This is a genomic window from Streptomyces marokkonensis (genome assembly GCF_039539045.1).
Classification (GTDB): Bacteria; Actinomycetota; Actinomycetes; order Streptomycetales; family Streptomycetaceae; genus Streptomyces; species Streptomyces marokkonensis.
In genome coordinates this window covers 1-25,650 of the sequence record NZ_BAABCQ010000117.1, presented here as the reverse complement: position 1 = coordinate 25,650, position 25,650 = coordinate 1, and the positions used below count along the sequence as shown (strand labels likewise).

Here is a 25,650-nt window from a genome sequence, read left to right as displayed (position 1 = left end):
TGCCGGTGAGGAAGGTGGACTGGGCGGCGCAGGTGACGGCGGGCAGGACGGTGCCCAGCGGCGCGCGGGAGCCCGACTGGCCGAGCTTTGTCAGGTGGGGCATCTGGTCGAGGAGACGAGGGGTGAGACCCACCACGTCCAGGACCAGCAAAGGGGTGGGGCTCATGGCAGCTCCTTCAGGCCGAGTCCGGTCAGCAGGTCGCGGGCGAGAGCCAGCTCGGCGGCGATCCCGTCGACGAGCTGGGCCTCGTCGGCGGGCCGGCCGGCCGGCGGGAGGGCCTGCCAGGTGTACGTCTCGACCTCGAAATGGCGGCTGCGCGGCGTCGCCCCGCCCACCAGCAGGGCGAGCGACTGGGCCAGCACGTCGAGGGTGGAGGACAGGGGCGGCGCGGGCGGCGCGTGCAGCGGCACATGGAAGTGGGCCCGCCACGGCACCGTGCCCGGCAGCACATCACCGGTGAGCGCCGGGCCGAGGTCGTCGGCGGCGTGGAGGACCTCACCCACCCGGGCCCGGGTCTGGTGCAGGAACCGCGGCTCGTCGAACGCGCCGAGTGCGGACCGGACCGCCGGGTCCAGCGGGTCGTCGGCGTGCAGGGCCGCCGAGAGCTGCACTTTGGGTATCGCGACGCCCGCCTCCTGCAGGGCGGCGAGGGCCACCGCGGGCTCCTCGAAGCTCGTCGCGAGGTGGCAGGTGTCCAGGCACAGCCCCATGCGATGGCCGGGCAGGGCGGAGAGCGGGACGAGGGCATCGGCAGTGGTCTCGACAGCGCAGCCCGGCTCCGGTTCCAAGGCCAGGCGGACCGAGCGGCCGGTCTCCGACTCCAGCCGGTCGAGCCGGCCGGCCAGCTCGACCAGGGCGTCGTGGGAGCGTGCGGCCGCGGCTGCGCCGAAGCCGGTGCGCCAGCCGAGCGGGAGGGTGGAGACGGTCCCCTCGGTGACGTCGGAGGGCAACAGCTCCGCCAGGATCCGGGCCAGGTCGCTGGTGTACTCCAGCCGCTCGAGATCAGCCCAGTCCGGCTTGTAGACGCGGTACTTGACCTCCTGTGCGCCGAACCCCTCGTAGGGGAAGCCGTTGAGGGTGACGACCTCCAGGCCGCGCCGGTCCAGTTCGGTGCACAGCCGACGCAGCGCGGCCGGCTCGGAGGTCAGTACACGTGCCGCGTCGCGGGCCAGCCACAGTCCGATACCGAGACGTTCGACGCCCAGGTTCTTGCGGACCGGTTCGCAGTACGTGGAGAGCTGGGCGAGGACGCCGTCGAGGGTCTCGGCGGGGTGCACGTTGGTGCAGTACGCGAGGTGGACGGTGGAGCCGTCGGGATGCCGGAAACGCATGCGTCACGCTCCCCCGCGCAGGATGGAGTTGCCTTCGTGCAGAACTCCGGGCTCGGTGGGTTCCAGGACGAGGCGTCGGCTCAGCCCGTAGAAGGCGACGGGGTTGCGCCACAGGACCCGGTCGACGTCGTCCTGCGTGAAGCCTCCGGCGAGCATCGCGTCGGCGACCTTGCGGGTCTTGAGGGGGTCACTCTTTCCCCAGTCGGCGGCCGAGTTGACCAGCACCTTCTCCGGCCCGTAGACGCGCAGGATCTCGACCATGCGGTCCTCGTCCATCTTGGTGTCGGGATAGACGGAGAAGCCCAGCCAGCACCCGGCGTCCTTGGCTTCCTTGACGGTGGTCTCGTTGAGGTGGTCGACCAGCACCCGGTCGGCGGGCAGCGCGGACTCGCCGACCACGTCCAGGGTGCGGCGCAGGCCGGCGAGCTTGTCGCGGTGCGGGGTGTGCACCAGGGCGGGCAGCTCGTGGTCGGCGGCCAGCTGCAACTGAGCGGCGAGTGCGGTGTCCTCGGCCGGGGTCATGGAGTCGTAACCGATCTCGCCGACCGCGACCACGTTGTCCTTCACCAGGTAGCGGGGCAGCTCGTCCAGGACCGGGGCGCACCGCGGGTCGTTCGCCTCCTTGGGGTTGAGGGCGATCGCGCAGTGGTGGGCGATGCCGTACTGCGCGGCCCGGAACGGCTCCCAGCCGAGGAGTGCGTCGAAGTAGTCGTAGAAGGAGTCGGGCGACGTGCGTGGCTGCCCCAGCCAGAACGCCGGCTCCACCAGGGCGCGCACCCCGGCCGCGTACATGGCCTGGTAGTCGTCGGTGGTGCGCGACGTCATGTGGATGTGCGGATCGAAGATGCGCATCAGGACTCCTTGGCGGTCGGGGCGAGCAGACGGCGCAGGTCGTCGGGGACGGACCGGCCCGCTGCCGTGCGCTCCGCGGCGAAGTCCCCGAGCATGCGGGCCAGCTCGGCGTCACCGAGAGATCGGTCCGCAAGGCCGGCGACGACACTGAGGGGCACCCCGGTGAACAGGCACTTCAGCACGGCGTGCCGCCAGGCGTGGGCGGGCAGGTGCGCGGCCGCGTACGGGCCGACGGCGGCGGCCACCAGCCGGGTGTCGTTGGTGCGCAGCGCGTCCTCGATCAGCGGTACACCTTCCTCAGGGGTGATCGCGAGGTGTGGCAGGGCCCGAAGGACGGCGCGGCGCTCGGCCGAGGCGCCCTGCTGGAAGAGCCGCACGGTGGTGGCCGGGCCGGGGCGGGCGGCGCGCAGCAGCAGCACCCGGGCAGCCTCGGCGTTCTCCGGGGACCCGCACCTGCGGCCCGCCTCCGCGAACCGCAGCTCCCACGCCGGCATCCGCCGCGGACCGGGAGCGTGCGGGGCGGCCACCGCCTCGTGGAGCGCGTCGTCCAGCCAGGCCGCGCTCTCGGGCACAAGACGGGCGAGAAGTGTGTCGGGGATCGTCAGCACGTGGGGTCCTCCAGCCGTACGGTGCCGGGGATGCGGCGGTGACGTGCGGAGCCGGGCCGGTCGACGGCGGCCCCGGGAAAGGACGCCGGGGCCAGGCACCGGTCCGCGCCGCCGGCCGGCAGCCGGGCGCGGAGGAAATCCATGGACGTCCGGGCGAGTTCGGGCCCCGCGTGGGAGTGGCGGGGCAGTTCGACGACGGTCAGGCCCTGGTAACCGGTGGCCGCGAGCGCGGCGAGCACGGGCGGGAAGTCGATCTCGCCCTCGCCGAACGGCAGATGCTCGTGCACGCCACGCCGCATGTCCTCGATCTGGACGTGCCGCAGCCAGGGCGCCGCGGCCCGTACACACTCCGCGGGCGACAACGGCTTCAGGCACTGGCAGTGGCCGATGTCCAGGGTGAGCCCGAGCGGCGGAGGCTCCCCGAGCAGCAGACGCAGCCGGTGGAAGTCGGCCAGGGACTCCACGAGATGACCCGGCTCCGGTTCCACGGCGAGCGGCACGCCCGCCTTCTGCGCCTCGTCGAGGACCGGACCCAGCGCCTCGGCCAGCAGCTCCCAGGCGGTGTTCTCGTCCATGCCCGCGGGACGGACGCCGCTGAAACAGTGCACGGCGTGCGCGCCGAGGTCGGCTCCGACCCGTACGGCGGTGGCGAGGAGCGCGGTCCGCTCGGCCCGCGCGGCGGCGGCCGGGTCGAGCAGGGTCGGGCCGTGCTTGCGTCGCGGGTCGAGGACATAGCGGGCGCCGGTCTCGACCGCGACGGAGAGGCCGAGCGCACCGAGGCGGCGCGCGACCCGGCGGACCCGGTCGGCGAGGCCGGGGCCGACCGGATCGAGATGCATGTGGTCCAGGGTCAGGCCGACGCCCTCGTACCCGAGGTCGGCCAGCAGGCCGAGGGCGTCGTCGATCCGCAGGTCGGTCAGGCCGTTGGTGCCGTAGCCGAGACGGAGGCTCATGTGGGGCTCACCGTCCTGGCCAGCCGGCGGACGACGGGGGCGAGCGCGGTGATCAGCGCCGCGGCACCGAGCGGCCCGGAGCGGGCCGTGAGCACCGCCTGGAGCGGGACGACGGCCCGGATGCCGCCGCCGACGGCCCGCTGGGTCAGAGGGGGTGACGGGTTCAGTGCGGCGTGCAGGTAGGGTCCTGCGGCCGTTGCCACGTACGCCCCCGCGAGGGCGGCGCGAGTGCGGGCGCGCAGGGTCCGTGCCGGGCGGCCCCGGCCTCTGCCGGCCAGCACGCCGATCGCCGCCGTCGCTCCCAGCGCCGCCAGCGCTGTGCCCGGGGCACCGCCCCGGGTCTCGGTACGGGAGACGGCGGTGACGCAGTAGGTGTGCGCGCTGAGCGCGGCGGCGGGCAGCACCGCACGGCGCGCGGCCCGGCCCGCCGCCGCCGGGGAGCCGGCGGTCGCGACCGCCCCGAGGAGCAGGTCGAGCCCTCGCCCCGCGGCCATCGCTGCCGCCGCCGCCGGCGTGTGCTTCAGCCGCAGGTCGTACGCCCACACGGCGCCGGCGAGGGCCGTGGCGGTGAGCGCGGCGGGGCGGCCCGCCGCCAGCGCGAGCCCGATCCCGGCCGTGGTCAGACCGGTGGCGGTGGCCAGTGCCTGCCCCGGGGTGATCCGGCCCGAGGGGATGGGCCGGTGCGGCCGCTCGACGGCGTCCTCCGCCCGGTCCGCCCAGTCGTTGAGGGCCATCCCCGCTCCGTACAGGCACGCGGAGGCGCCGGCGGCGAGCAGGGTACGGCTGCCGGGGCGCAGGCCGCTCGCGGCAGCCCCGGCGAGCGCGTCCCCCGGCGTGGTGAACAAGGCGGACACGCGCAGGAGTTCGGCCCAGTCACGTGCAGCGGTCACCGGTCGTCCGCCAGCCGTGCGGCGAAGCCGAGGAGGGCGTCGTACTGCTCGGCCAGTGCCGGGGGGCCGCCGTCCGGGTCCTTGAAGAAGAAGCCCAGTTCGGTCAGCGGCCCCGTGATGCCCACCTCGTGGGCGCGGGCGGTGAGCCGGGCCAGGTCGAGCACGAGCGGGGCCGCGAGCGCCGAGTCGCACCCCTGCCAGGTGGTCTGCAGGACCATCCCCGCCCCGAGGAACCCCTCGAAGGCGACGTGGTCCCAGGCGGTTTTCCACTCCCCGAGCGCGGGCACGTCGTCGATGTGCACCTGGCCTTCGGGCAGTGTCCCGAGGTTGTCCTCCAGCACCCGGTTCTTGCCCGAGTTCTTCGCCGCTGCGGCCGCCGGGTCGGCGAGCGCGGCTCCGTCGCCGCCACCGAGGAGATTGGTGCCCGACCAGGCCCGCACGTGCAGGGCCCGCTGCCGGAACATGGGCGCCAGCACGGCCCGCAGCAGCGTCTGCCCGGTCTTGCCGTCCCGGCCCGCGAACGGCACCGTGGCCGCCCGGGACGCCCGGGCGAGGGCGTCGAGACGGATCCCCGTCGAGGGGGTGAAGTTCACGTAGGCGCAGCCCGCCCGGAGCGCGGCCGCGGCGTACAGGGAACTGGTGGGCAGCCGCGCGGCGCCCTCCCTCGGCGCCGGCTCGGTGGAGGCGACGTTCACCACGACGGTACGGGCGACGCGGGAGCGCCGGGTGAAGTCCGCGATGTCGGCCGCGAAGGCGGCGATCAGCTCCTCGTCGGTGCGGACGTCGCCGGCCGAGGGCCCGCCGGCGCGTATCTCCCGGTCGGCGGCCGCCAGTTCACCGAAGACGGCCCGGACCAGACCGTGCGGCAGGACACCCTCTTCGACGAGGACCTCGGCGCGCTTGGGCAGCGGCCAGTCCACGGTGTCGTGGCCGCCGAACACGAGGGAGTGCAGGGCGGGCAGACCGGAGGACGCGAAGGGCGCCGTCTCGGTGACCATGCCGGTCGGCGGCCACAGCCCAGCGGCGAGCGCGGCGCAGCCGGCGATCGCGGTCGTGGCGACGGAACCGCGGGCACCGACGAACCACACTCCTGTGCCGGACGCGGGGCCGGGAGGGGAATCGGTCGGCTGGGCGTGCTCGGACACGAAAGGCCTCCTGAAGTACGGGGATGGGGATCAGCGGGTGGGGTGCCTCTACTGCGCGCGCTGTCGGAGCTGTTCGGCCAGCTCGTTCCAGGCCGCCGCGCAGCTGCGGGCCAGATCGGCGACGTCGGGTGCCCAGTGACAGGGCAGTACCTGCCCGAGGACCTCGATGCTGTCGCCGTCGACGCTGTGGTGGTGCAGCCAGCGCAGGGCGCGCCGGCCGGCCTCGGTGTGCCGCAGCGAGGGGTCGTCGCCGAGCTTGGCGAGCAGCCTCTGCCGGTCCACCACGGAGGAGCCGCGCCCCGCCTGGGCGGAGGCGGCCGGACGTCGCGGCACCGGCGCGGGAGCGAGGGGGGAGTGCTGGGCCGGCTCGTCGTCCTGGGTGCGGTAGCGCAGTGGTACAGGGCTCTCGCCGAGGTCGATGCGCCGGCGCACGTCGCGCACCGTGGTCGGCGAGAGGCCGGTGGCCCGTGCGACCTCGCGCAGTCCCGCGTCGGGCCGTTCCCGGAGGATCGCGGCGGCATGGCGCCGCCGCCACGTGCTGTCGAGGGGCCGCACCCGGCCGTCGCGGCCGACGCGGACGCCGGTCGGCGCGCCGTTCGCGGCGGCTGACTGCGCGCGGATGCGGGAGACGGTCTTGTCGGAGAGGCCGGCAGTGGCGGCGACCGTCCTGTCCGACCACTGCGGGTGGGACAGGATGATGCGGGCTGCCGCGGCCGCCCGGTCGGCGCGGGAGAGCGGCAGACCGTGGGTGACGTTGGCCTCGACCGACAGGACGAAAGCGTCGGCCGGATCGCAGTCGACGAGCCGTGCCGCGATCTCGGTCCGACCGTTGAGCCGTGCCGCGCGGACCCGGTGCACGCCGTCGACGACGCGGAGCGTGGACCGGTGCACGGTGATGGGCGGCAGGCAGTCGCCGGCCTCGGCGAGCACGCGTACGTGGTCGGGGTTCTCGGCGGCCAACCGGGGTGAGCCCGACAGGACCAGGGAGTCGATCCGCACGAGGGTGGGGGGCTGCGACTCGGTCCGGACGTCCGAGTACGTCAACTCATTGGCCAGAGACAACGTGTCCTCCTGACAGGGATCCTCTGCCGGCGTACGCGTGAGAGCGATCGAGACAGTACCGCACGGACGGTCTTTTTCTAGACGGGCCGGCCGTCCCGTGCCGACGGCTGGACGCCGTCTTGAGTGCCGCTTGAGACGGGTGGCGTCCAGGGTCCGCGACGATCCCCCATTTCCGTTCCTGTGCGGCTCGTCGGTCCAGTGCGTGAGGCATCCCGCACAGAACCATCGCGTCTGTTTGTTTACGGTGAGGTGGTGTCCGCCCGCTCCGCTCGCCTGGATGCTTCCGTCGTTCTTTCAGTCGGACTGGACGGTACGGCTAGATTCAAAACCGTCGAGTTGGTTTTATGTCTGTCGACGCATTCATTCCTCCGGACCGAGAGAGCCACACAGTGAGCCAACAGGAACGGGCCGCCCGTACCCAGACCGCACTCATTCGCTCGGCGGCCGAGATGTTCGACCGACACGGCTACGAGAAGGCCAGCCTGAACGACATCAGCTCGGGCGCCGGGGTCAGCCGTGGCGCCCTGCATTTCCATTTCGACAGCAAGGCGGAGGTGGCCTGTGCGGTCGAGAGCGCCGCCGCGCGTACGCTGCGCCGGGTGCTGGACGGTGTGCCGTCGGAGGAGGTGTGCGCCCTGCAGGGCCTGACGGACCTGACGCACCGGTTGGTCCGCCTGTTGCTCCGGGACGTCGTGGTCCGGGCCGGTTTCCTGCTGAGCTGTGAGGCGGGGGCACGGGTGCGCACCGACCTCTGCCAGCAGTGGCGGACCTATGTGCACGGACTCGTGCTCCGCGCCGCGGAGGAGAAGACGCTGGCGCCGGGGGTGTCACAGGAAGGCGTGGTGAACACCGTGGTGGGCGCGACGGTCGGCTTCGTGGTGCTCAGCCGTGCCGACAAGCAGTGGCTGACCGCACGGACCGTCACCGGTTTCTGGCGCGTGCTGCTGCCCTCGCTCGCGGATCCGCTGACCATGGCGGGGCTCGAGCCGGCCGGTACCCGCCTGGCACACGGGGACCCGCGCCGCACGGCACCGTGACCGGGCGGGGGCAGCCCGATGCCGGGGATCCGTGCTCGGGCATCGAACAACAACGCTACGCTTCGGGGCGCGACGGGCCGGGACGGCGCTGTACCTGCGCCCGCGCGACACGTCGCCGGAGCTGGGGGGCGCCATGACGCGAGGACGGACACACGATCGACACACGCAGGGACAAGGGCAGGAAGCGCTGGCGGGAAAGGTCGCCCTGATCACCGGAGCGAGCAGCGGCATCGGCGCCGCGGCGGCCCGGGTGTTCGCCCGGGAGGGGGCGCGGGTGGTTCTGGTCGCCCGGCGTGAGGAGCGCATCGCGCAGTTGGCCGCCGAACTGCGGGCGGGCGGAGCACAGGCGTCGCACACGACGGGCGACGTGCGGAGCCCCGCCGACGCGGAGCGTGCGGTGACCCGCACGGTGGAGACGTACGGACGTCTCGACGTCGCCTTCAACAACGCGGGCGCCGGAGGCGACTTGATGCCGCTGCACCTCACGGAGGACGCGTCCTACGACCTGGTCATGGACACCAACGTCCGGGGCGTGTGGAACTGTCTGCGCCACGAGATCAGGGCGATGATCGAGAGCGGTGGTGGCTCGATCGTGAACACGAGCAGTGTGGCGGGCCTGGTGGCCAGCCGGGTGCCGGCACCCTACATCGCTGCCAAGCACGCGGTGATCGGCCTGACCAAGGCCGCCGCGGTCGAGTACGCGGGCAGCGGTATCCGGGTCAACGCGATCGCACCCGGCCTGACCCGGTCGGAGATGGTCGAGGACTGGTTCGCCCGCGTGCCCGGACAGGAGGCCAGGAGCAAGGCCTCGGCCCCGCAGAACCGGATGGCCGAGCCGGAGGAAGTCGCCGAGGCAGTCGCGTGGCTGTGCAGCGACCGCGCCTCGTTCGTTACCGGGGCCACCATGCCGGTGGACGGCGGACGCACCACCTGGTGACAGGAGTTCAGCCGACGGCGGCAGGCTGCTGCGTCGCGGTCGCCTCCGCCTGTGCGTACAGGCGTGCACCGCGGTCGGGCGCCAGGTCGAGGCGGGCCAGGACGGCGGGCAGCGCGATCGTGGGCATGAGGTGCTCGTACAGCACGGAGACGCGGTGCTCGATGTCCGCCATACCGCTTTCGAGCTGGGAGAACAACTGGACGCCGTGGAACGAGGCGGCCAGCAGTTCGGCCGTCTGCCGCGGCATGATGTGACCGAGGATCTCGCCGCGCTCCTTGGCCTCGGCCAGCGCCAGCGCGGAACGGTCGATCAGGGCCGGCCAGGCGCTGCCGTAGTGCTCGCGGCCCAGGGGGTCCGAGGAGAGCACGGCGCCCGCGCGGATCACCGGGTCGCGCGGCAGCAGGTGGGCGATCAGCAGGCCTTGGTCGACCCACTCCTGGAGCTTCACGTCCTGGGCCGGCAGGGCCTGCTGCGCCTGGGCCTCGATGATGCCCCGCGCGAGCGCTTCCTTGGAGTCGAAGTGGAAGTACAGGGCTCCCTTGGTCACGTTGGCGACCTTGAGGATGTCCGACACGGTGGCCGCCGCGTAGCCGTACTCCGCGAAGACCTGTGCGGCGGCCTCGATCACGGCGCGGCGGGTTCGGATCGCACGTTCCTGTTGCGCCATGGCGACCACCCCTTGAGCTCTGTACGCGCGTCCATCCAACAGTGGACGAGTAAAAGAAACCGTCCAGAGGGTACCTTACATAGGGTCGGCCGCCCCCGGCGAGGCCTGGGGCCGCCGAAGACCACGCCGGGCGCTCCCTCCCGAAACCGGCAGTGCGGTCGGGACGTCCGTCAGGTGATCTTCATCGTCGCCATCATGCCCATCGCCGAGTGGTCGAGCATGTGGCAGTGGTAGACGTACTCGCCCTGGTACGTTTCGAAGGTGGCCTGCAGTTTGACCGTCTCGCCGGGCAGGAGCCGGACGGTGTCCTTCAGGCCGGCCTCGTCCGGGCCGGGCGTGGCGCCGTTGCGTTCCCGGATCCGGAACTGCACCAGGTGCAGGTGGAAGTTGTGCGGAGCCTTGGTGTTGGCGTTCGTGACGGTCCACAGCTCGCTGGCTCCAAAGCGGATACGGGCGTCGACCCGGGCCGGGTCGTACAGCTTCCCGTCGATGTAGGCCCGCGGGTTCGGGCGTCCGTCCTCGTCCATCCGCAAGACCACGGTGCGTTCCGCGGTGGGCTCGGGCAGGGGCGGCAGAGTGCGCAGGACGTCCGGCACCGAGCTGTCGTCCTCGGCGGTGCGGTCCACGTCGAACCGCATCACCTGGCCGGTCTCCGCGGTCGCCCCGAAGCCGGTGTTCTTCAGGACGAGCGGGTGCCGACGGGGTATCGGGAGAAGTCGATGACCACATCGGCTCGTTCGCCGGAGGTCAGACAGACGGACCCGGTGGTGTGCGGGCGCGGCAGCAGGCCGCCGTCGGAGGCGATCTGCACGAGATCGCCGCCGTCCTCCAGACGCAGTTCGAGGAAACGCTGGTTGGCATGGCTCGCGAAGCGCAGCCGGTAGGAGCGGGCTGCGACCTTGAAGTACGGGGTGGGTGCCCCGTTCACCAGGAGGGTGCTGCGGGCGCGGTCACTCATCTGGTAGACGAGCGCACCCGTGGCCGGGTCGAAGCGGGCGTCACGTATCCCGATCACGACATCGTAGGCCCCCTTGGGCAGCGGCAGCGCCACCTCCTCGTCGTCCGTGAGGAGGTGGCTGCCGTGCATCCCGCGGTAGACGTTCTCGGACTCCACGTGGTGTGCGTGGTCGTGGTACCGGAGCGAGGCGTGCGCCTGCCGGTTGGGGTAGCGGTACACGCGCTCGGCACCCGGGGCGATGGCGTCCATCGGCGAGCCGTCGTGACGCGGTGGCACCGCGGCGCCGTGCAGGTGCACGGAGGTGTCCACCATCAGTTCGTTGCGCTGCCGGATGACGACCGGCCGCCCCCTGCGGGCTTTGATGGCGGGACCGGGGAACTGGCTGTTGTACGTCCGCAGTTCGGTCTGCAGGCCGGGCAGGATCGACCGGGTCACGGTGCGCATGGCCATCTCGTACGTGTCCGTGCCGAGGGCGGTGGACACCGGTGAGAGCACGGGCACCAACGGCATGGCCCGGCGAACGGCTGCACGGGCGAGGGGGCCGCGGCGGCGGATTCCTCGGTGGCTCCGCGCGTGTTCAGCGCGGGCAGGAGCGAGACCCCGGTGAGCCCGACACCTGCGAAGGACAGTCCTGCACCGAGCACCCGGCGGCGGGTGGCCATGGTCGTTCCTTCTGATGCGTATGGGATGGGACGTGCGAGAGCAGGTCAGCATGCGGAACTCGAGCTTCACCCGCGTGCAGGCCACACCGGACGCGGACGGGGCAGGGGCCGCACGCCTCGAGGGACGCTCGACCCGGCCGCAGGCGGCCTGCCGGAGCCTGGGAACGCTGCGGCGGCAGAGACCGTACCCCCCCGGCGGCCTGCCGCCGCAAGGCATGCCGGCCCACAGAGCGGAGGCCCTGTGTACGAGGAGGTGGCAGGCTTCTACGCGTACCAGATGCGGCGCCTGGACGAGGGCGACGCCGAGGGGTGGGCGGACACCTTCACCGAGGACGCGGTCTGCCGGATCTCCACCAGGCCGGAGCCGATGCGCGGCCGCGCCGGGCTGGTCGCGGGAGCGCGGGCGGCGACCGAGGCGATCGCCGCGGCCGGTGAGCGGCGCCGCCACATGACCGGCATGTTCGAGATCGAGGAGCGCGCCGACGGGTGCGTGCTCGTGCACGCCAACACGGTCGTCTACGCGACCGACGCGAGCGGCCGGTCGCGGGTCCACCAGGTGTGCACCTGCGCGGACACCCTGGTACGGAGTCCGGAGCCCGGGCATGCGCTCCTGGTCCGGGACCGGCGCATCGACGTCCTGGGCCCGGCCCCGCGGCCCGCTGCCGCAAGCACCCCGTCCCCGACGCCGAACTGAAGTACCGTCTGCCGCGGCATGGCCACCGAATCAAGGGGGAGACATCTTGTTGCGGCATCTGAGCCTGGTCGCGGTGAACATCGACGGCGTGCTCCTGAACGACAGTTTCAGCCCGGTGATGCGGCGGCTCGTCGAATCGCGCGGAGGCACCTACAGCCCCCGCCTCGAGCGGGAACTCCTCTCCCAGCCCCAGCTCGCCGCCGCCCGACGAGCCGCTGCCGAACTCGGCGGATCCCCCGAGCAGTTGCTGAGGGACTACTTCGCCGAGCGCGAGGCCTACGTGCGCGAGCATCCGGTGCACCTGCTCGACGGCGCGGCCGAACTGCTCGCGACGCTGCGCTCCCTGAACGTACGGACAGTCTGCTACGGCGGGCTGGAGCGGGCGCACTTCGACCGCCATCTGGGCCGGTACGCCGACTGCTTCGACGCGCCCGGCTACGTCTGCACCAACGACTTCCGCCCCGGCATCCACGAGATCACCGAACTGTTCGCACTCCGCGCCGACCAGGTGCTCTTCATCGACGATGTGGCCCGGGTCGCCGAGGCCGCCCGGGACAACGGGGTGGCCTTCATCGGCCACCCCGCCGACTCCGAGCACGACTTCCAGCGGCAGATGATGATCGAGGCGGGAGCCCGCCACATCGTGGGCTCGCTCAAGGAGATCGACGAGACACTGCTGCGGACCGTCGACGGCGAGGCCGTCGCAGGCAGCGTCTGGCGCTGACCGGCGGCCCGGCGGTCGAAGACCGCTGGAGCCCCGCTGGAGACAACCGGAGGGCCACCCGATCCTTCGCTACTGTGCAACCGGCGGCAGGAGCCCCCGGCGCCGAGTTGACGATTCCGACCGCTCCCGCTCCTTCGCGCCCTGGCCTACAGCGGACGATCGGGGAGGACATCGTGGGAACGGACCGTGCGGCACAAAAGCCCTTACCGGAAAGCGCGCGGCGCACGCCCCTGCCACCGGGCACCTACATCGGGGTCTTCGGGCTGTTGATCGGCATGTTCCTCGGCATGCTGGACGGACTGATCGTCGGCACGGCCCTGCCGACGATCGTGGGTGAACTCGGCGGCCTCGACCGCTTCTCCTGGGTGGTCACCGCCTACCTGCTCGCCACGGCCGCCTCCACGGCGATCTGGGGCAAGCTCGGTGACCTCCTCGGCCGCAAGGGCGTCTTCATGTCCGCCATCGTGCTCTTCCTGGTCGGCTCCGTGCTGTCGGGAATGGCTCAGGACATCAACCAGCTCATCGCCTTCCGGGCGGTGCAGGGACTGGGCGCCGGCGGACTCATGGTGGGCGCCCTGGCCATCATCGGAGTGCTCGTCCCGGCCCGGGAGAGCGGCCGGGTGCAGTCCATGCTCGGCATCCTGATGCCCATCGCGTACGTGGCGGGACCGCTCGTCGGAGGCTTCTTCACCGACCACCTGACCTGGCGCTGGGCCTTCTACATCAACGTGCCGCTCGGCGCCGTCGCCCTGGTCGTGGTGGGAGTCTGGATCAGGCTCAAGCCGGCGTCCCACCCGGTGCGGATCGACTACCTGGGCGCTTCGCTCCTCGTCGCCTCGGTCGGATCCCTGACCCTGCTGTCCACCTGGGGCGGGATCACGTACGACTGGCTGTCACCTCAGATCCTCGGCCTCGCGGTGACCGGCGCCGCGGCGACGGCCTGGTTCGTCCAGGTCGAACGCCGGGCCCCCGAACCGCTGATCCCGCCGAGGCTCTTCGGCGACCGGAACTTCACCGTCGCCCAGGTGCTCAGCTTCTTCCTCGGCGCGGTCATGCTCGGCGCCACCAACTACCTCCCGCAGTACATGCAGTTCGTCAAGGGTCAGACGCCCACCGCCAGCGGCATGCTGCTGTTGCCCCTGATGTTCGGCATGCTCGTCGTCCAGACGGTGGTCGGACGGGTGATCAGCAGGACGGGCAGGTACCGGGTCTACCCGATCCTGGGCGGCCTGATGAGCGTCCTCGGCACGATGGCGCTCCTCACCCTCCAGGTGGACACCCCCGTGGCGGTCGCCTCCGCGACGACACTGGTGCTGGGCCTCGGCATGGGCTTCATGATGCAGAGCACCATGCTCATCACGATGAACAGCGCCCACCCACGGGACATGGGAGCCGCCAGCGGTTCCCTCACCCTGATCCGCACGGTCGGTGGCTCACTCGGCGTCGCCGCTCTGGGCGGGATCTATGTCGCCCGTCTCGCCGAGGAACTGACGAACCGGGTCGGCGCCGACGAGGCCGCGAGCCTGTCCGGGGCCGGCAGCGTGACACCGGAGCGCCTCAAGGACATGCCGCAACAGCTCCAGCACGCCTATGAGGCCGCCGTCACCAGCGGCCTGCACGGCACCATCGCTGCCGCACTCGTACTCTCCGCGCTCATGTTCCTGGTGTCCTGGCTCGTCAGGGAGATCCCGCTGCGGACGGTCGCGGGCCAGGACCTGGAGGACGACGCCACGCCCCCGCACGGCCTCCTCGAACCCGAACGCGACGCGGCGCCCCCGGCCCGCTGAGGGGGCGAGGCGCAGAGGCGGGGCTCGACGGTGTCACGTCGTCCAGCAGGGGATGATGTGATCTCTACGGAGTCCGTGGCCTTTGAACTGCGATGCTGCAAACAGAGCCGGACAGTTTCCGCAGATGGCTGACCTGCATTTTCTCTGTTTGACGTTGGGTCGACCTGGTGCGCTGCTAGTAGTTCCGGACGCCAACTCAGGCGTGCCAGGACGTGTTATTGCATGAGCAGGACCGTGCGAACGCTTCCGGTGTGGAAGTCCCTGGTGATCATTTGCGGCGTCGTGGGGAGGCTCCGCCATGGACCATGTGGCGGGCGTGTGCGGTGGTCCACTGGGGGAGTAGTGGCCTGCTGTTCGGGTGGGCCGATCCCGAAGGAGATCAAGTCCGGTGCCTGACCTGCCTGCTCCGAGCTCACCGGGTGTCCGTATCGCGGGTGACCGTTACCAGCGGTTGATCCCTGGCAGGGCTGCGTCGCAACAGTACGGGACGCGGCCCTTCACGTGGTCGATCCGGTTGTGGCGGTCGGCGTTGAGGTCGACGGCGTGGGCATCGGCGACGATGTCGTCTTGTACCGCAAACAGCCTCCGCATACCTATACGCAGGTCAGTACGCGGCCGACAGATGTCCTGCGAGGGTGACGAACCGGGCGCCAGCCAGGTCCTGATCAGCGCCGGTCTCGGCATCGGCCTGATCCCGGCGATGTCCCGCGAGGCCGTCCATGCCCAAGATCACGTATGTCTCCGTGGACGGGAACGAACGGACCGTCGACGTCTCCGTCGGTACGAGCGTCATGCGCGCCGCCGTCGTCAACGACGTCGAAGGCATCGTCGCCCAGTGCGGTGGCAACGCGCAGTGCGCGACCTGCCACGTCTACGTGGACGAGACCACTGTCGACAAGCTGACGGACCGCCTGCCGGTCGAGGACGAGCTGCTCGACTTCACCACGTGCGCCCGCCGGCCCACCAGCCGCCTCAGCTGCCAGCTCGAGGTCACCGAGGCGATGGACGGACTGATCGTGCACACGCCCGAGCGGCAGAGCTGATGCGCTCCCACGCGCCGCCCGCGTCCGTCGTCGTGGGCGCGGGACAGGGCGGTTACCAGACCGCGGCCTCGCTGCCCGAGCAGGGCTACCAGCATCGCATCACCCTGCTCAGCGCCGAGGACGCGCTGCCCTACGAGCGGCCCCCACTGACCAAGGCGTAACTGAAGGGCGAGGTGGACGAGTCCCACCTGTGGCTGCGGCCCGTCACCTACTACGTCCGCAGGTCGATCGACCTGGTCCGCGGCACCGTGGCGGCGATCGAACGGGGCACCCGCACCGTCCGGCTGGCCGACGGCAGCCGCCACGACTACGGGCACCTGGTCCTGGCCACCGGTGCCCGCCCGCGCAGACTGGACGTGCCCGGAGCCACACTGCGAGGTGTGCACACGCTGCGTACCGCGCGGGACGCGGCCCCGCAGACCACCTGGTGGCTCGCCGGCTCCTGACCGTCGCCGATCCGCCGACCCGGCAGGACTGCACCGCCCCAGGGTTCACCCTCAAAGGCCGCCTGACGCGACCGGCTACCGAACGCGCGACCTGCTGACCCGGAAGTTGGCCATCATGCCCATCGCCGCGTGATCAATCATGTGGCAGTGGTACACATATGTGCCCTCGTAACCGGTGAACGTTGCCTGGATCTTGACCGTCTCCCCGGGCTGCAGTGCGACGGTGTCCTTCAGCCCGCTCTCCGGCCCGGAGGTGACGGGTCGGCCGTCGCGCTCCAGCACGCGGAACTGCACCAGGTGCAGATGGAAGTTGTGGGGGAGGCGGGTGCTCGCGTTGCGCACGGTCCAGATCTCCGTGGCCCCGTACTCGATCTCGGTGTCGACACGGTCCATGTCGTACGGTCGACCGTTGATGTAGGCGTCCTGTGTCACGCCCGTCTCGTCCATGCTCAGCTCGAAACTGCGGTTGACGGTGGCGCTGCCCAGGGGCGGCAGAGTACGCAGGGTCGCGGGCAGAGTGCTGTTCGCGACCGGCCCGGCGACCCGGAACTGCAGCACCTTGGTGAGCTGATCGACGGGGTCGTCGGGCCGCAGCGGCCGGGCGTTGTTCAGGACGAGTGTGGTACCGGCCGCGTACCGCGAGAAGTCCACGACGATGTCGGCGCGTTCCCCGGGCGAGAGCGCCAAGGACGCCGTCTCGAACGGCTCCTCCAGCAGGCCACCGTCCGTACCGATCTGGTGAAAGGACGAGCCGTCGGACAGCTTCAGTACGAAGAACCGCATGTTGGAGGTGTTGAAGAGCCGAAAGCGGTACGCGCGCGCGGCGACCTCGAAGTACGGCCAGGCCTTGCCGTTGGCCAGCAGCACGGTGCGCTTCGGGTCGTTCATGGTGTACGCGAGTTGACCACTGTCGTCGAAGCGGGCGTCCCGCAGCGCGATCGGCACGTCGTAGACGCCCGAGGGAAGGTCCAGGTTCTGCTCCACGTCGTCGCTGAGCAGGTACAGACCGGTCAGCCCGCGGTAGACGGTCTCCGACTCATGATGGTGGGCGTGGTCGTGGAACCACAGGTTCGCGTGCGGCTGGCTGTTGGGATACGTGTACGTCTTGGTTCCGCCGCCGGCCGCGATCAGGTCCATGGGCGAGCCGTCGCTGCTCTGCGGCACATGGGCGCCGTGCAGATGGATCGAGGTGGGCACCGTCAGGTGGTTCGTCTGCCTGATCACGACCCGGCGGCCGGAGACGGCCTTGATGACAGGGCCGGGGAAACTCCCGTTGAAAGTGCGGACCCGGGTGAGGCGCCCCGGCAGGATCTCCGAGTCGACCTCCTTCATCGTCATGCTGTAGTACGCGGTCGTGCCGGACGCGAACGTCGGCTCCAGTGTCTCGGGCACCGGCATCGCCTGCTGGAACTGCGGGACGTCGCCCGGCCCCGTGGCCGGGTCCGTGGCCCGGGCCCGGCCGGACAGGGCGGGAACCACAATTCCCGCACCGCCCAACGCGCCGGTGAGAGCCGCCCCGGACGTGAGGACGGTTCTGCGTTGGATCATGTCTACTCCCCGAGAAGTGCCGTGTTGTGAAGGAAGAATGAAGATCTCTCCCGCACAGCATTGCTTTGCACCGCTTTGGGGGGCCTGGAGCCCGGCTGGAGCACCGGCGGGTCAGTGAGCTCGGCTCACCGGGCCGCAGGGGCAGTCAGGATTCCCAGTCGTTTCAGTCACGGTCGGCCGAGGCGCGGCGGTCGGCCGGCCGCCGCGCCCCGGGCGGCCGCCACCTCGAGGACGGACGCGTGCGGCGAGGGCTCCAGCAGGCGCACGACCTCGAAACCTGCCGCCGTGATCAGCTCCTCGTACTCGGCGCGCGTACGACCCCTGTCGTTGAGAACGCTCATCATCAACATGTCGACCGCTTTTCCGGCATGGGGCTCGTTGCCCGCCGGGATCATGGCGTTGACGACCAGGAGCCGCCCGTGCGCGGGCATCGCGTCGCGACACGAGCGCAGGATGCGCAGGCACTGCTCGTCCGGCCAACTGGCCAGTACGTGCTTGAGGAGATAGACATCGGCGCCCGAAGGCACGGAGACTCGCGCGGCGGGCTGTGCTCCGCCACGTCGGTGCCCTCGGTGACGCTGACCAGGCCGCCGGTGTCGGCGCTGAGCTTCTCCAGCGCGTCCCGGCAACCGATGAGCATGGCGACCCGCACCCTGCGGTCCTTGTCCCAGCCGAAGCCGCAGCTCAGATGGACGCCCGCACGGCCTCGCTCAGGTGCGTCGAGTCGTCGTCCGGGCCCAGGCAGGCGGAGGCGAGGGCCTCCTCCCGCTGCGGCTCCCGCGCCTCCACCCCCGTCCCCGGCCGGAGCTCACCGCGCATCAGCAGCCCCATGAGTTCGCAGCGGCACAGGCTCCGGCGACGCAGGAGACGGTCGTCCCGCCCAGGCTCACCGCCGGCCATGTGCGGGCGCAGCCCCTCCTCGACGAGCATGTCCTGGATGCCGAGCTGGGCTGCGGCCAGACCGACGGGCACCGCGATCCGCCGGATCTCGTCGCTGTACCCCCCGTTCTGCCGCGTACCGGTCGTAGAACTCGATGACCCCACCGGGTTCGTAGCGGAACTGATTCGTACCGGGAATGGATGCCGCAGCCACGTGTGTCACCTGCACGACGTGGCAAAGCCAGAGAGTGAAGTACCCAGATTCTTACCAGAGTTGATGCGGATACGATCGCGGGCATGCCTATTGGATACGTGGCGTCGACCGCACTCTTGACCTGGTGCACCTTCTTCGGCGTCGTGGCGCCGCGGCGGCCCCGGTTGCTGGCCAACCTGAGCTTCTGGTTCGGCATGGTCCTCAACGAGGTGCCGATCATCGGCATCCTCGCCGTGCTGGCCTCCACGGCCCTGGCCGAGGGCCAGGGCGATCTGGAGACGACGGGCAGCAAGGTGACAGCCGTGATCGCCCTCGCCACCATCCCGTTCATGGCCGTGGCCGCCTGGCGGGGCCTGCGGGCGGGCGGGGTGGTCGCGCGCGCCGTCGACGAGGGGCTCGGGACCGGCTGGCGGAGCCGGGTGACCGAGCCGCAGCGCCGCCGGGACTGGCCCCGCCTCCTGCTGCTGCGGCGCGTGTCGCGGTACCTCGACGTGAAGCGGGTCGCCAACCTCAGTTACGGGGAGGCCGGTCGCCGGAATCTGCTTGACGTCTACCACCGCCGCGACACCCCGCCGAACGCCCCGGTCCTGATCTACTTCCACGGCGGCCACTTCACCAGCGGGGGCAAGAGCCGCGAGGCACGGCCGCTGCTCTACCGGCTCGCCAGGCAGGGCTGGGTGTGTATCAGCGCCAACTACCGGCTGCGGCCCGAGACCGACTTCCCCGGCCACCAGATCGACGCGAAGAAGGCCATGGCCTGGGCCCGCGAACACGCCTCCGAATACGGCGCCGACGCTTCGAAGCTGTTCCTGGCGGGCAGCTCCGCCGGCTCCAACATGGCGGCCATGTGCGCCCTCACCCCGAACGACCCCCAGTACCAGCCCGGATTCGAGTCGGCCGACACCTCGGTCACCGCGGCGATCTGCCTCTACGGCTTCTACGGCTACTTCTTCGGCACGGAGCCCGACGTGCCGCCCTCCTCGAACCAGCCGTACGCCTACCTCAACCCCGCCGCGCCACCGTTCTTCATCGCCCACGGCACCAAGGACGCCCTGGCGACCGTCGAGGGCGCCCGGTGCTTCGTCGACCGGCTGCGCCGTGTCACGGGCAGCCCGGTGGTCTACGCCGAGCTGCCCGGCGCACAGCACGCGTTCGACCTGTTCCACTCCGCGCGCACCGAGGCCGTCGTGGACGGCGTCGAAGGGTTCGCCTCCTGGGTGCTGGCCACGTCGGGACGCGCTCCCGACCCGGCGCTCTAGTGACCGCGGAACCGGACCTGCGCCCAGACCTTCACTGACGGCCGGGCGTTGAGCCGCGCGGTCACCGGGCCCCTCCCGCCGTGCCCGGACCCGGGCCATTCCAGCCCGCAGGGCCGACCAGGACGCGTTCATGCAGTGGCGCCTCCATGTCTGCCGTCACCCGCCCGTGCCACAGGGCGTGGAAGACCACCGGCAGGACCTCGATCGGGTCGCCGGCCTCTTCGGCGCCCCCGCTCCTTGCGCCACAGCAACCGCACCGGACGCCCCGCGAACCCGGTCACATCGGGGTCGCGGTCCAGGACCATCAGCCGGGTGCGCATCGCGTTCGACCCGGCCGCCACATGCCGCCCGGTGGTCCCCGACCACCAAAGACCCGGCCCCCAACGGCGCCCCGGGATCACCGGGAAACCGACACCGGAGGCAACTCCTCGAACGCCACGGTCATGGCGGCATCGGCCCACCGCTGCTGAACCGGCTGCCCCTCCGGATCGAGGAACACCGCCTCGAACCCACTGCGGCGATCCACGGCCGCTCGTCCTGCCCGGCCCCCGGGCCGGGCGGCCTCTCCTGTGCTGATCACCCGCGTCAGCCAAGCCGCTCCCGCCGACAGGTGCCGCCGTTTCAGGGTTTCTGCCACAAACGAGTGCTGTATCAGCTAACAGCCGATGCGCCCGCCTCACCTTGGCTCTCAGCCGTCGTCTTCCTGCTCACCTGCCGTCAGTATGCTCCTCAGTTTCCCGGGGGACATATCCGCCCACCGGGCCACCTCCTGAAGCGGCACCCCGCCGTTCACCGCCGCCACCGCGGTCCGCTTCCAGGCCGCCTCGACCAGACCAGCTCTGCGACCGAGGCCTTGCAGCAGTTGCCGGGCGACCTCGGCGGTCGGCCCGCTCTGCACGCCGCGCAGCTGCAGCAACTGCTCCTCGGCACTGCCGAGGAGACTGCCGATCCGCATCCGCTGCTCGGGCGGCACCACCGTCCGCCACATCGTCCCCGAGCCCGGCGCCCGTTTCTCCTTGCCCAGCACCCGCAACTGCCCCGCCATCGTCACCGGCTGATGCTCCCGGCGCAGCCACCAGGGGTCGTTGTCGTATCCGCGGGGCCCACCGGTCCCGCGGCGCAACCGGATCACGCTGCCCATCCACGCCAGCAGCGGACCGCCATGGTCCGCCGCAGCCAGCGCTCCCAGCCATTCCCGGCCTACACGCTCACCGAGCCGACGGCAGAACAACCCGTCGACGGGCAGCACTCGCGGCTGCCCGGCACCGCTGTCCACCCACACCAACTGAGCCATAGCCGGATCAAGCAACACATCAGCTACGGCCACCACCTCGGGAAAGACCACCGCGTCCCGCCCCACGATCCGCCACCACTCCAGATCACCCCCGGCATCACCGTCCGCGACCTGATGCAACCGCCGCGGCCAGACCTTCTCCCGCTCCCAGTGCAGGGCCTGCTCCCACCACCGGGCCACCACCGCCTGTGCCAACGCGAACACCCTCTCCGACTCGGCCCCCGCCCGCACCGCCCGCCCCGCCCGCCCCGCCGCCCCGTACGCCGGGCCGTACACAGCCGACAGCCGAACGCCACCGGCCCGGCGACCGCACCACCGATCCGCCACGCCGCCGCCGGCTCCCCGGAATCCGCGGCCGGCAGCCTGGCATCCCCCCGTCCCCAGGACGGCAACGCCCGCGCCAGCACACCCTCCTCCACGCCGCACAGACCTGCCAGGAGCTGCCGCCCGGTGGTGTTCAACAGCACCTCGGCGTCTGCCCGCGCGCCCCCGCCGTCGTGCCGAGGCGCGTGGCTGCGCCACTTCCAGCAGGACCGCAACGCCGTCGCCTCCAGTCCGTAGCGGCCTGCGATGCGGCAGATCAGCGACGACGTCGTCTCTCTATTCAGGGGAGCGGTGCGCAGCAGGCCGGGGTGATGGGTCACTCCACCACGGTCTCGTGTCCGCCGATCAGGGAGGGCGTCTTCGCGGCAGTTCCTTCCGGCCCGCGGCCGTCCTTGGCCCACTTCCTCAGGGCCGCAGCTGTCCCTTCCTGAAGCCAACGGCTTCCGTGTGGAGGGAGGTTGACTCGTTCGAGCACACCGTGGTGATCCGATCGCACTAAGCTACGCCTGTGGTGGTTGGCGAAGACGCTCAGGTGAAGGGCTTCTCAGGGGCCCGAAGAGCCAAGCAGTGGCTCGAGGGCACGATGCGCATCTTCGGTGCGTACGCGAACACGGACTCGGAGTCCTGCGGCCGTCGGCTGACCCTCGCCTGGCCGTACGGAGGCCGGACCTTCTCCTTCGATCTGGGCGGCGCCATGCGCGGCGATCCCTACCAGAACGACATGTTCTGCGCAGAGGTCAAGAACTACGCGCAACCCAGCGACCAGGGCACGCAGTTCGACGAGTTCCTCGCCAAGTGCTACGTCGCCGCCCAGGCCCAGCACCATCTCAGCGACCACTTCATGTGGATCACCTGGGCACCGTTCCGGGCGAACTCCTGGTCCACCCTCAACTCACCTGACCAGGTGGAGACCGCAGTCCTTCAACACAGCAGCCGCGTCTTCGGCACCAGCGACCCCGAGGAAGCCCGGAAACTCCTGGACGGCGAACTCGCCCAGTCGGTCGCCGCACGCCTGTGGCTGATCGTCCTCTCGGACAAGCAGGAAACCCTCCTGCCGCTCAAGGACTGGGCGGCCATCGTCGCCGCCGAACTCACCCGCAGAGAGGGCTCGTGGTGAACCTCGTCGAACAGTCGATCTCCCAAGCCATGGACGAGCCCGACGACCGGATGATGTTCACCCAGGTCAAGGACATCGTCGCCCGGCACCTGCGCCGCATGGACCCCGGCGCCACCGTCACCAAAACCGAGTTCTTCAACCACACCCACGTCCCCGACATGGTCCTGGAATGGCCCGGCAGACCCCGCACACCCCGCCGGTTCATCTACCTGCGCACCACATCGGACCAGCGGGAACTCGAGGACGACCTGCAGCGCCTTCCCCGTGTCGACCGGCCGGTGCTTCTGGCGCTCGGTCAACTGCCCTCCGCGCGGCAACGAGGAGACCTCCCCCCGCCACCAGGCAGCAGCACGTCGCTCCTCCTCGACACTTCCGCGCTCGGCGCACTCCAGCCGGCCGACGACTCTCCCGGCATCCCTCAGCTGGTGTCCCGCTCCGTCCTCGAAGGCGGCCGCGGCACCCTCGACAAACCGGCCACCGAAGCATTCCTGAATACGGTCGTCCAGGGAGCGGAAGCTGCCCGTGCGGGAGAACGCGTTCCCACCCGCGATGCTGTCGACGCCCTTACCGCGCAGATGACCACCGATGTCGCCGACCGGATGTCAGCCTTCCTCGCCGCGCTCTGGCAGGGCGGCGGATCCACGCTCGCCAGCTTCCCCGCACCTCAGCGAGGCGTCGGCCATCTCGACGAGACAGCCCTGATGTACCTGCTGGAATCCGAGGACATCACCGATACCGCGTTCTGGAACCGGGTCGTCCGCATGATCAGCCTCCCCACCTTGCTGCGCACCCCGGCTGCAGGCACCGGAAATCTCCAGTACCTCATGCGTGAGGCGATCCGGCTCTGGACCAGCCGCGTCTGCATGATCGTGCCCGGCTTGGCAGACGCGGACATCAGCCCCTGGCGCTGGACAGTGAAGGCCGGCCAGCTGATCCTGCAGACCCCGCGCTTCCACGTGCTGGTCGCCCAGTCCCAGCGTCGGCTCCCGTCCGGCCAGGAACACGACCTGCCCCGCCTCGACGAAGTGAGGAACAGGGCCGACCGCTTCGGCGTCCCGCTGACCTCTCTGCGCATGGTCGTGACGGACCGCCACGTCGGCTACGGCGGACCCGGCGACGACATCTCCCACGACACCCGACTCGACGGCATCAGCGACGCGCTGGGACAGGCCGAGGGAGTCATCGAAGCCGAAGCACGCATCCCCTCCGGCGAGACCCTCCAGTGCATGTTCGCCACCGGGATCGCCAGCGCCCGCGGCGCACGTACCCAGGTACCGCTGGACGCCCTCCTCGGAACAACGACGCGCCTGCTCTCCGAGCTCTCAAGCGATGAAGCCGAGAAGATCACCCAGCTTCTCGGCGCCCAAGGCCCACCCCCCGATCAGCCGTGGAGCCAGCCCAGCTTCGACGACGTGTAGGGCCAGCGCCGGGCCGGTGAGTCCTTGGGGCACTGTAGAACCCGGCGGGTGCAGGCCCGACCATCAGCACGGCGCGTGGGACTGTAAAACGTTCGGTGTAACTCCCGGTCATGGAAGATGCATCGATGACCAGCAACAACGTGACCGAGCCCGTCGAGCCGTCTATAAGACGGCGCCGTCGAAGTCTGTGGACGACCGGCTGATCGACGAGCTGGTGGGCCGGGCTCAGGCCGAGGGCCTTCAGCTGACCGGCGAGGGCGGGCTGCTCCAGCAGCTGACGAAGCGGCTCCTGGAGTCGGCCCTCGAGGGCGAGATCACCGACCACCTCGGCTATGACAAGCAGGATCCGGCGGGGAAGAACGGTGGCAACTCACGCAACGGCACCCGCGCCAAGACCATACTGACCGACGTGGGCCCGGTGGAGATAACCGTGCCCCGCGACCGCGAGGGCTCCTTCGAACCGAGGATCGTCAAGAAGCGCCAGAAGCGCCTGTCCGGCGTCGATGAGATGGTCATCTCACTCGCCGCGAAGGACCTGACGACTGGTGAGGTCCAGGCCCACCTCGCCGAGGTCTATGGCGCCGACGTGTCCCGCCAGACGATCTCCACGATCACCGACAAGGTCCTCGAAGGCATGGCCGAATGGCAGAACCGGCCCCTGGACGCCGTCTACCCGGTGGTCTTCATCGACGCCGTCCACGTGAAGATCCGCTCCGCGACGGCGCGGTCGCCAACCGGCCCATCTACGTCGCCCTGGCGGTCACGGCCGAGGGCCGGCGGGACATCCTCGGGCTGTGGGCCGGTGATGGCGGCGAGGGCGCCAAGCACTGGATGCACATCCTCACCGAGATCAAGAACCGCGGCGTGAACGACGTCCTCATGCTGGTCTGCGACGGGCTCAAGGGCCTGCCCGACGCCGTCGAGACCGTCTGGCCGAAGACGATCGTGCAAACCTGCGTGGTCCACCTGCTGCGGAACTCCTTCCGCTATGCCGCCCGCCAGGACTGGGACAAGATCGCCAAGCTCCTCAAGCCCGTCTACACCGCGGAAACCGAGGACGCGGCCCTCGAGCGGTTCGCCGAGTTCGCCGACACGTGGGGCAAAAAGTACCCGGCGATCGTCCGGCTCTGGGAGAACGCCTGGGAGGAGTTCACTCCCTTCCTCCGCTTCGACACCGAGATCCGCCGCATCGTCTGCACCACCAACGCGATCGAGTCCGTCAACGCCAGGATCCGACGGGCGGTGAAAGCCCGCGGCCACTTCCCGAACGAGCAGGCCGCCCTGAAGTGCGTCTGCATGGCAATCATGTCGCCGGACCCGACCGGCAAGGGCCAGGCTCGCTGGACCATGCGCTGGAAGACAGCCTTGAATGCCTTCGACATCACCTTCGACGGCCGGCTCTCCGCGGCCCGTCAGTAACCCTCAACAACCCGAGTCACACCGCTCGTTTGACAGTCCCGCTGCTCGGCGTGCGTCTACGTCAGTGTCGCCGGCGGGAAGAAGGCCGGTGACACCGACGAGCGGCTGCACAATGTCGCGGCGTGGCGCGAGGCGTCGTTCTGCACCGACGCGGAGCGGGGGGTGGCCGGACCTCTCATCAGCGTCTCCGACGAACACCCCCGGACCCGGTGACACCACCCCCCCCAGGTCATCCGTTCAACAGGGGGACACAGTCATGCCGGGCCCGGAGGCCAGCGGCCCCGTTGCAGGACCGCGAAAAAGATAACGGGGTTAGTGGATGCTGCGGGGGAAGCGGAAGATGTTGTGTGGGTCGTAGGTGTGCTTGGTGTGGGTGAGGCG

29 protein-coding genes and 1 pseudogene are annotated in these 25,650 nt (G+C 70.7%); 12 read left to right on the top strand and 18 right to left on the bottom strand.

Annotated features, from left to right (window positions below):
- From ABEA26_RS24955 to ABEA26_RS24920, 8 genes are all read right to left on the bottom strand, one after another.
- Positions 1–166 (bottom strand): alkaline phosphatase family protein (locus ABEA26_RS24955; protein ID WP_345595583.1); only part of this gene is annotated, 166 nt, incomplete at its 3' end.
- Complete coding sequence (gene eboE / locus ABEA26_RS24950) at positions 163–1,332, bottom strand: metabolite traffic protein EboE (RefSeq protein WP_345595582.1); 1,170 nt, start codon at positions 1,330–1,332, stop codon at positions 163–165. The genes ABEA26_RS24955 and eboE, both read right to left, overlap by 4 nt.
- 3 nt (positions 1,333–1,335) lie before the next feature.
- Positions 1,336–2,184, bottom strand: a complete 849-nt coding sequence (locus tag ABEA26_RS24945; protein ID WP_345595581.1) for a TatD family hydrolase — start codon at positions 2,182–2,184, stop codon at positions 1,336–1,338.
- A complete protein-coding gene (locus ABEA26_RS24940) occupies positions 2,184–2,792 on the bottom strand; it encodes an EboA domain-containing protein (protein WP_345595580.1) in 609 nt (202 codons plus the stop codon). Before ABEA26_RS24940 ends, ABEA26_RS24945 begins: the two co-directional genes overlap by 1 nt.
- Entirely contained in the window at positions 2,786–3,745 is a 960-nt protein-coding gene (locus tag ABEA26_RS24935; RefSeq protein WP_345595578.1) for a sugar phosphate isomerase/epimerase family protein, read from the bottom strand. Before ABEA26_RS24935 ends, ABEA26_RS24940 begins: the two co-directional genes overlap by 7 nt.
- A complete protein-coding gene (locus tag ABEA26_RS24930; protein ID WP_345595576.1) occupies positions 3,742–4,635 on the bottom strand; it encodes an SCO3242 family prenyltransferase in 894 nt (297 codons plus the stop codon). The genes ABEA26_RS24935 and ABEA26_RS24930 overlap by 4 nt, the downstream gene beginning before the upstream one ends.
- Positions 4,632–5,780: an inositol-3-phosphate synthase gene (locus ABEA26_RS24925; protein WP_345595575.1), complete on the bottom strand. Its 1,149-nt coding sequence runs from the start codon at positions 5,778–5,780 to the stop codon at positions 4,632–4,634. Before ABEA26_RS24925 ends, ABEA26_RS24930 begins: the two co-directional genes overlap by 4 nt.
- A 48-nt stretch (positions 5,781–5,828) precedes the next feature.
- Positions 5,829–6,842, bottom strand: a complete 1,014-nt coding sequence (locus ABEA26_RS24920; RefSeq protein WP_345595574.1) for a ParB/RepB/Spo0J family partition protein — start codon at positions 6,840–6,842, stop codon at positions 5,829–5,831.
- 389 nt (positions 6,843–7,231) lie between these two features.
- Between ABEA26_RS24920 and ABEA26_RS24915 the strand changes: the two genes are divergently transcribed.
- Both ABEA26_RS24915 and ABEA26_RS24910 read left to right on the top strand, forming a co-directional pair.
- Complete coding sequence (locus tag ABEA26_RS24915; RefSeq protein ID WP_345595573.1) at positions 7,232–7,879, top strand: ScbR family autoregulator-binding transcription factor; 648 nt, start codon at positions 7,232–7,234, stop codon at positions 7,877–7,879.
- Between the two features lie 133 nt (positions 7,880–8,012).
- Positions 8,013–8,816 carry an SDR family NAD(P)-dependent oxidoreductase gene (locus tag ABEA26_RS24910; protein WP_345595572.1) on the top strand — a complete coding sequence of 268 codons (804 nt, stop codon included), beginning with the start codon at positions 8,013–8,015 and terminating at the stop codon, positions 8,814–8,816.
- A gap of 7 nt (positions 8,817–8,823) precedes the next feature.
- On the opposite strand, the gene ABEA26_RS24905 is transcribed toward ABEA26_RS24910, so the two are convergent.
- The 3 genes from ABEA26_RS24905 to ABEA26_RS24895 all read right to left on the bottom strand — a co-directional run bounded on the left by ABEA26_RS24905 (position 8,824) and on the right by ABEA26_RS24895 (position 10,936).
- Positions 8,824–9,483 (bottom strand): ScbR family autoregulator-binding transcription factor, encoded by a 660-nt coding sequence (locus ABEA26_RS24905; RefSeq protein ID WP_345595571.1) that lies wholly within the window; start codon positions 9,481–9,483, stop codon positions 8,824–8,826.
- A gap of 170 nt (positions 9,484–9,653) precedes the next feature.
- Positions 9,654–10,121 carry a multicopper oxidase domain-containing protein gene (locus ABEA26_RS24900; RefSeq protein ID WP_345595570.1) on the bottom strand — a complete coding sequence of 156 codons (468 nt, stop codon included), beginning with the start codon at positions 10,119–10,121 and terminating at the stop codon, positions 9,654–9,656.
- 41 nt (positions 10,122–10,162) lie between these two features.
- Positions 10,163–10,936 (bottom strand): multicopper oxidase family protein, encoded by a 774-nt coding sequence (locus tag ABEA26_RS24895; protein ID WP_345595569.1) that lies wholly within the window; start codon positions 10,934–10,936, stop codon positions 10,163–10,165.
- Between the two features lie 408 nt (positions 10,937–11,344).
- On the opposite strand from ABEA26_RS24895, the gene ABEA26_RS24890 reads away from it, so the two are divergent.
- The 3 genes from ABEA26_RS24890 (at position 11,345) to ABEA26_RS24880 (ending at position 14,308) form a co-directional block, all read left to right on the top strand.
- Entirely contained in the window at positions 11,345–11,797 is a 453-nt protein-coding gene (locus ABEA26_RS24890) for a nuclear transport factor 2 family protein (protein WP_345595568.1), read from the top strand.
- Positions 11,798–11,855: 58 nt separating this feature from the next.
- The gene (locus ABEA26_RS24885) at positions 11,856–12,521 is read left to right on the top strand and encodes an HAD family hydrolase (RefSeq protein ID WP_425587895.1); all 666 of its coding nucleotides are present in this window, start codon (positions 11,856–11,858) and stop codon (positions 12,519–12,521) included.
- 173 nt (positions 12,522–12,694) lie between these two features.
- Positions 12,695–14,308: an MDR family MFS transporter gene (locus ABEA26_RS24880; protein ID WP_345595566.1), complete on the top strand. Its 1,614-nt coding sequence runs from the start codon at positions 12,695–12,697 to the stop codon at positions 14,306–14,308.
- Positions 14,309–14,749: 441 nt separating this feature from the next.
- Here ABEA26_RS24880 and ABEA26_RS24875 read toward each other — a convergent pair whose 3' ends face one another.
- A complete protein-coding gene (locus tag ABEA26_RS24875) occupies positions 14,750–14,899 on the bottom strand; it encodes a hypothetical protein (RefSeq protein ID WP_345595565.1) in 150 nt (49 codons plus the stop codon).
- 128 nt (positions 14,900–15,027) lie between these two features.
- Here ABEA26_RS24875 and ABEA26_RS24870 point away from each other — a divergent pair, with 128 nt between their 5' ends.
- From ABEA26_RS24870 to ABEA26_RS24860, 3 genes are read left to right on the top strand one after another with little or no spacing between them, the layout of a single operon-like run.
- On the top strand, positions 15,028–15,351 hold the full coding sequence (locus ABEA26_RS24870) for a 2Fe-2S iron-sulfur cluster-binding protein (RefSeq protein ID WP_345595564.1): 324 nt from the start codon (positions 15,028–15,030) through the stop codon (positions 15,349–15,351).
- On the top strand, positions 15,351–15,512 hold the full coding sequence (locus ABEA26_RS24865; RefSeq protein WP_345595563.1) for an FAD-dependent oxidoreductase: 162 nt from the start codon (positions 15,351–15,353) through the stop codon (positions 15,510–15,512). Before ABEA26_RS24870 ends, ABEA26_RS24865 begins: the two co-directional genes overlap by 1 nt.
- Before the next feature lie 12 nt (positions 15,513–15,524).
- Entirely contained in the window at positions 15,525–15,797 is a 273-nt protein-coding gene (locus ABEA26_RS24860; protein ID WP_345595562.1) for an FAD-dependent oxidoreductase, read from the top strand.
- Between the two features lie 75 nt (positions 15,798–15,872).
- Here the strand turns inward: ABEA26_RS24860 and ABEA26_RS24855 are convergent, their stop codons facing one another.
- From ABEA26_RS24855 to ABEA26_RS24845, 3 genes are all read right to left on the bottom strand, one after another.
- Complete coding sequence (locus ABEA26_RS24855; protein WP_345595561.1) at positions 15,873–17,345, bottom strand: multicopper oxidase family protein; 1,473 nt, start codon at positions 17,343–17,345, stop codon at positions 15,873–15,875.
- A 167-nt stretch (positions 17,346–17,512) separates the two neighbouring features.
- The gene (locus ABEA26_RS24850; RefSeq protein WP_345595560.1) at positions 17,513–17,872 is read right to left on the bottom strand and encodes a methyltransferase; all 360 of its coding nucleotides are present in this window, start codon (positions 17,870–17,872) and stop codon (positions 17,513–17,515) included.
- A 157-nt stretch (positions 17,873–18,029) separates the two neighbouring features.
- Positions 18,030–18,317: a hypothetical protein gene (locus ABEA26_RS24845; RefSeq protein ID WP_345595559.1), complete on the bottom strand. Its 288-nt coding sequence runs from the start codon at positions 18,315–18,317 to the stop codon at positions 18,030–18,032.
- 204 nt (positions 18,318–18,521) lie between these two features.
- Between ABEA26_RS24845 and ABEA26_RS24840 the strand changes: the two genes are divergently transcribed.
- Positions 18,522–19,697, top strand: coding sequence for an alpha/beta hydrolase (locus ABEA26_RS24840; protein WP_345595558.1), 1,176 nt, complete (start codon positions 18,522–18,524; stop codon positions 19,695–19,697).
- A 397-nt stretch (positions 19,698–20,094) separates the two neighbouring features.
- Here the strand turns inward: ABEA26_RS24840 and ABEA26_RS24835 are convergent, their stop codons facing one another.
- Both ABEA26_RS24835 and ABEA26_RS24830 read right to left on the bottom strand, forming a co-directional pair.
- Positions 20,095–20,223 (bottom strand): hypothetical protein, encoded by a 129-nt coding sequence (locus ABEA26_RS24835; RefSeq protein WP_345595557.1) that lies wholly within the window; start codon positions 20,221–20,223, stop codon positions 20,095–20,097.
- A gap of 162 nt (positions 20,224–20,385) precedes the next feature.
- A complete protein-coding gene (locus ABEA26_RS24830; protein ID WP_345595556.1) occupies positions 20,386–21,267 on the bottom strand; it encodes a DNA-binding protein in 882 nt (293 codons plus the stop codon).
- Between the two features lie 556 nt (positions 21,268–21,823).
- Between ABEA26_RS24830 and ABEA26_RS24825 the strand changes: the two genes are divergently transcribed.
- The 3 genes and pseudogenes from ABEA26_RS24825 (at position 21,824) to ABEA26_RS24815 (ending at position 25,269) form a co-directional block, all read left to right on the top strand.
- The gene (locus ABEA26_RS24825; RefSeq protein WP_345595555.1) at positions 21,824–22,432 is read left to right on the top strand and encodes a hypothetical protein; all 609 of its coding nucleotides are present in this window, start codon (positions 21,824–21,826) and stop codon (positions 22,430–22,432) included.
- Complete coding sequence (locus ABEA26_RS24820) at positions 22,429–23,850, top strand: hypothetical protein (RefSeq protein WP_345595554.1); 1,422 nt, start codon at positions 22,429–22,431, stop codon at positions 23,848–23,850. Before ABEA26_RS24825 ends, ABEA26_RS24820 begins: the two co-directional genes overlap by 4 nt.
- 125 nt (positions 23,851–23,975) lie before the next feature.
- Positions 23,976–25,269 (top strand): annotated as a pseudogene (locus ABEA26_RS24815) (IS256 family transposase).
- Between the two features lie 312 nt (positions 25,270–25,581).
- On the opposite strand, the gene ABEA26_RS36415 reads toward ABEA26_RS24815, so the two are convergent.
- Positions 25,582–25,650, bottom strand: a 69-nt coding sequence (locus ABEA26_RS36415; RefSeq protein WP_425587893.1) for a BBE domain-containing protein, incomplete at its 5' end; no start/stop codon positions are given.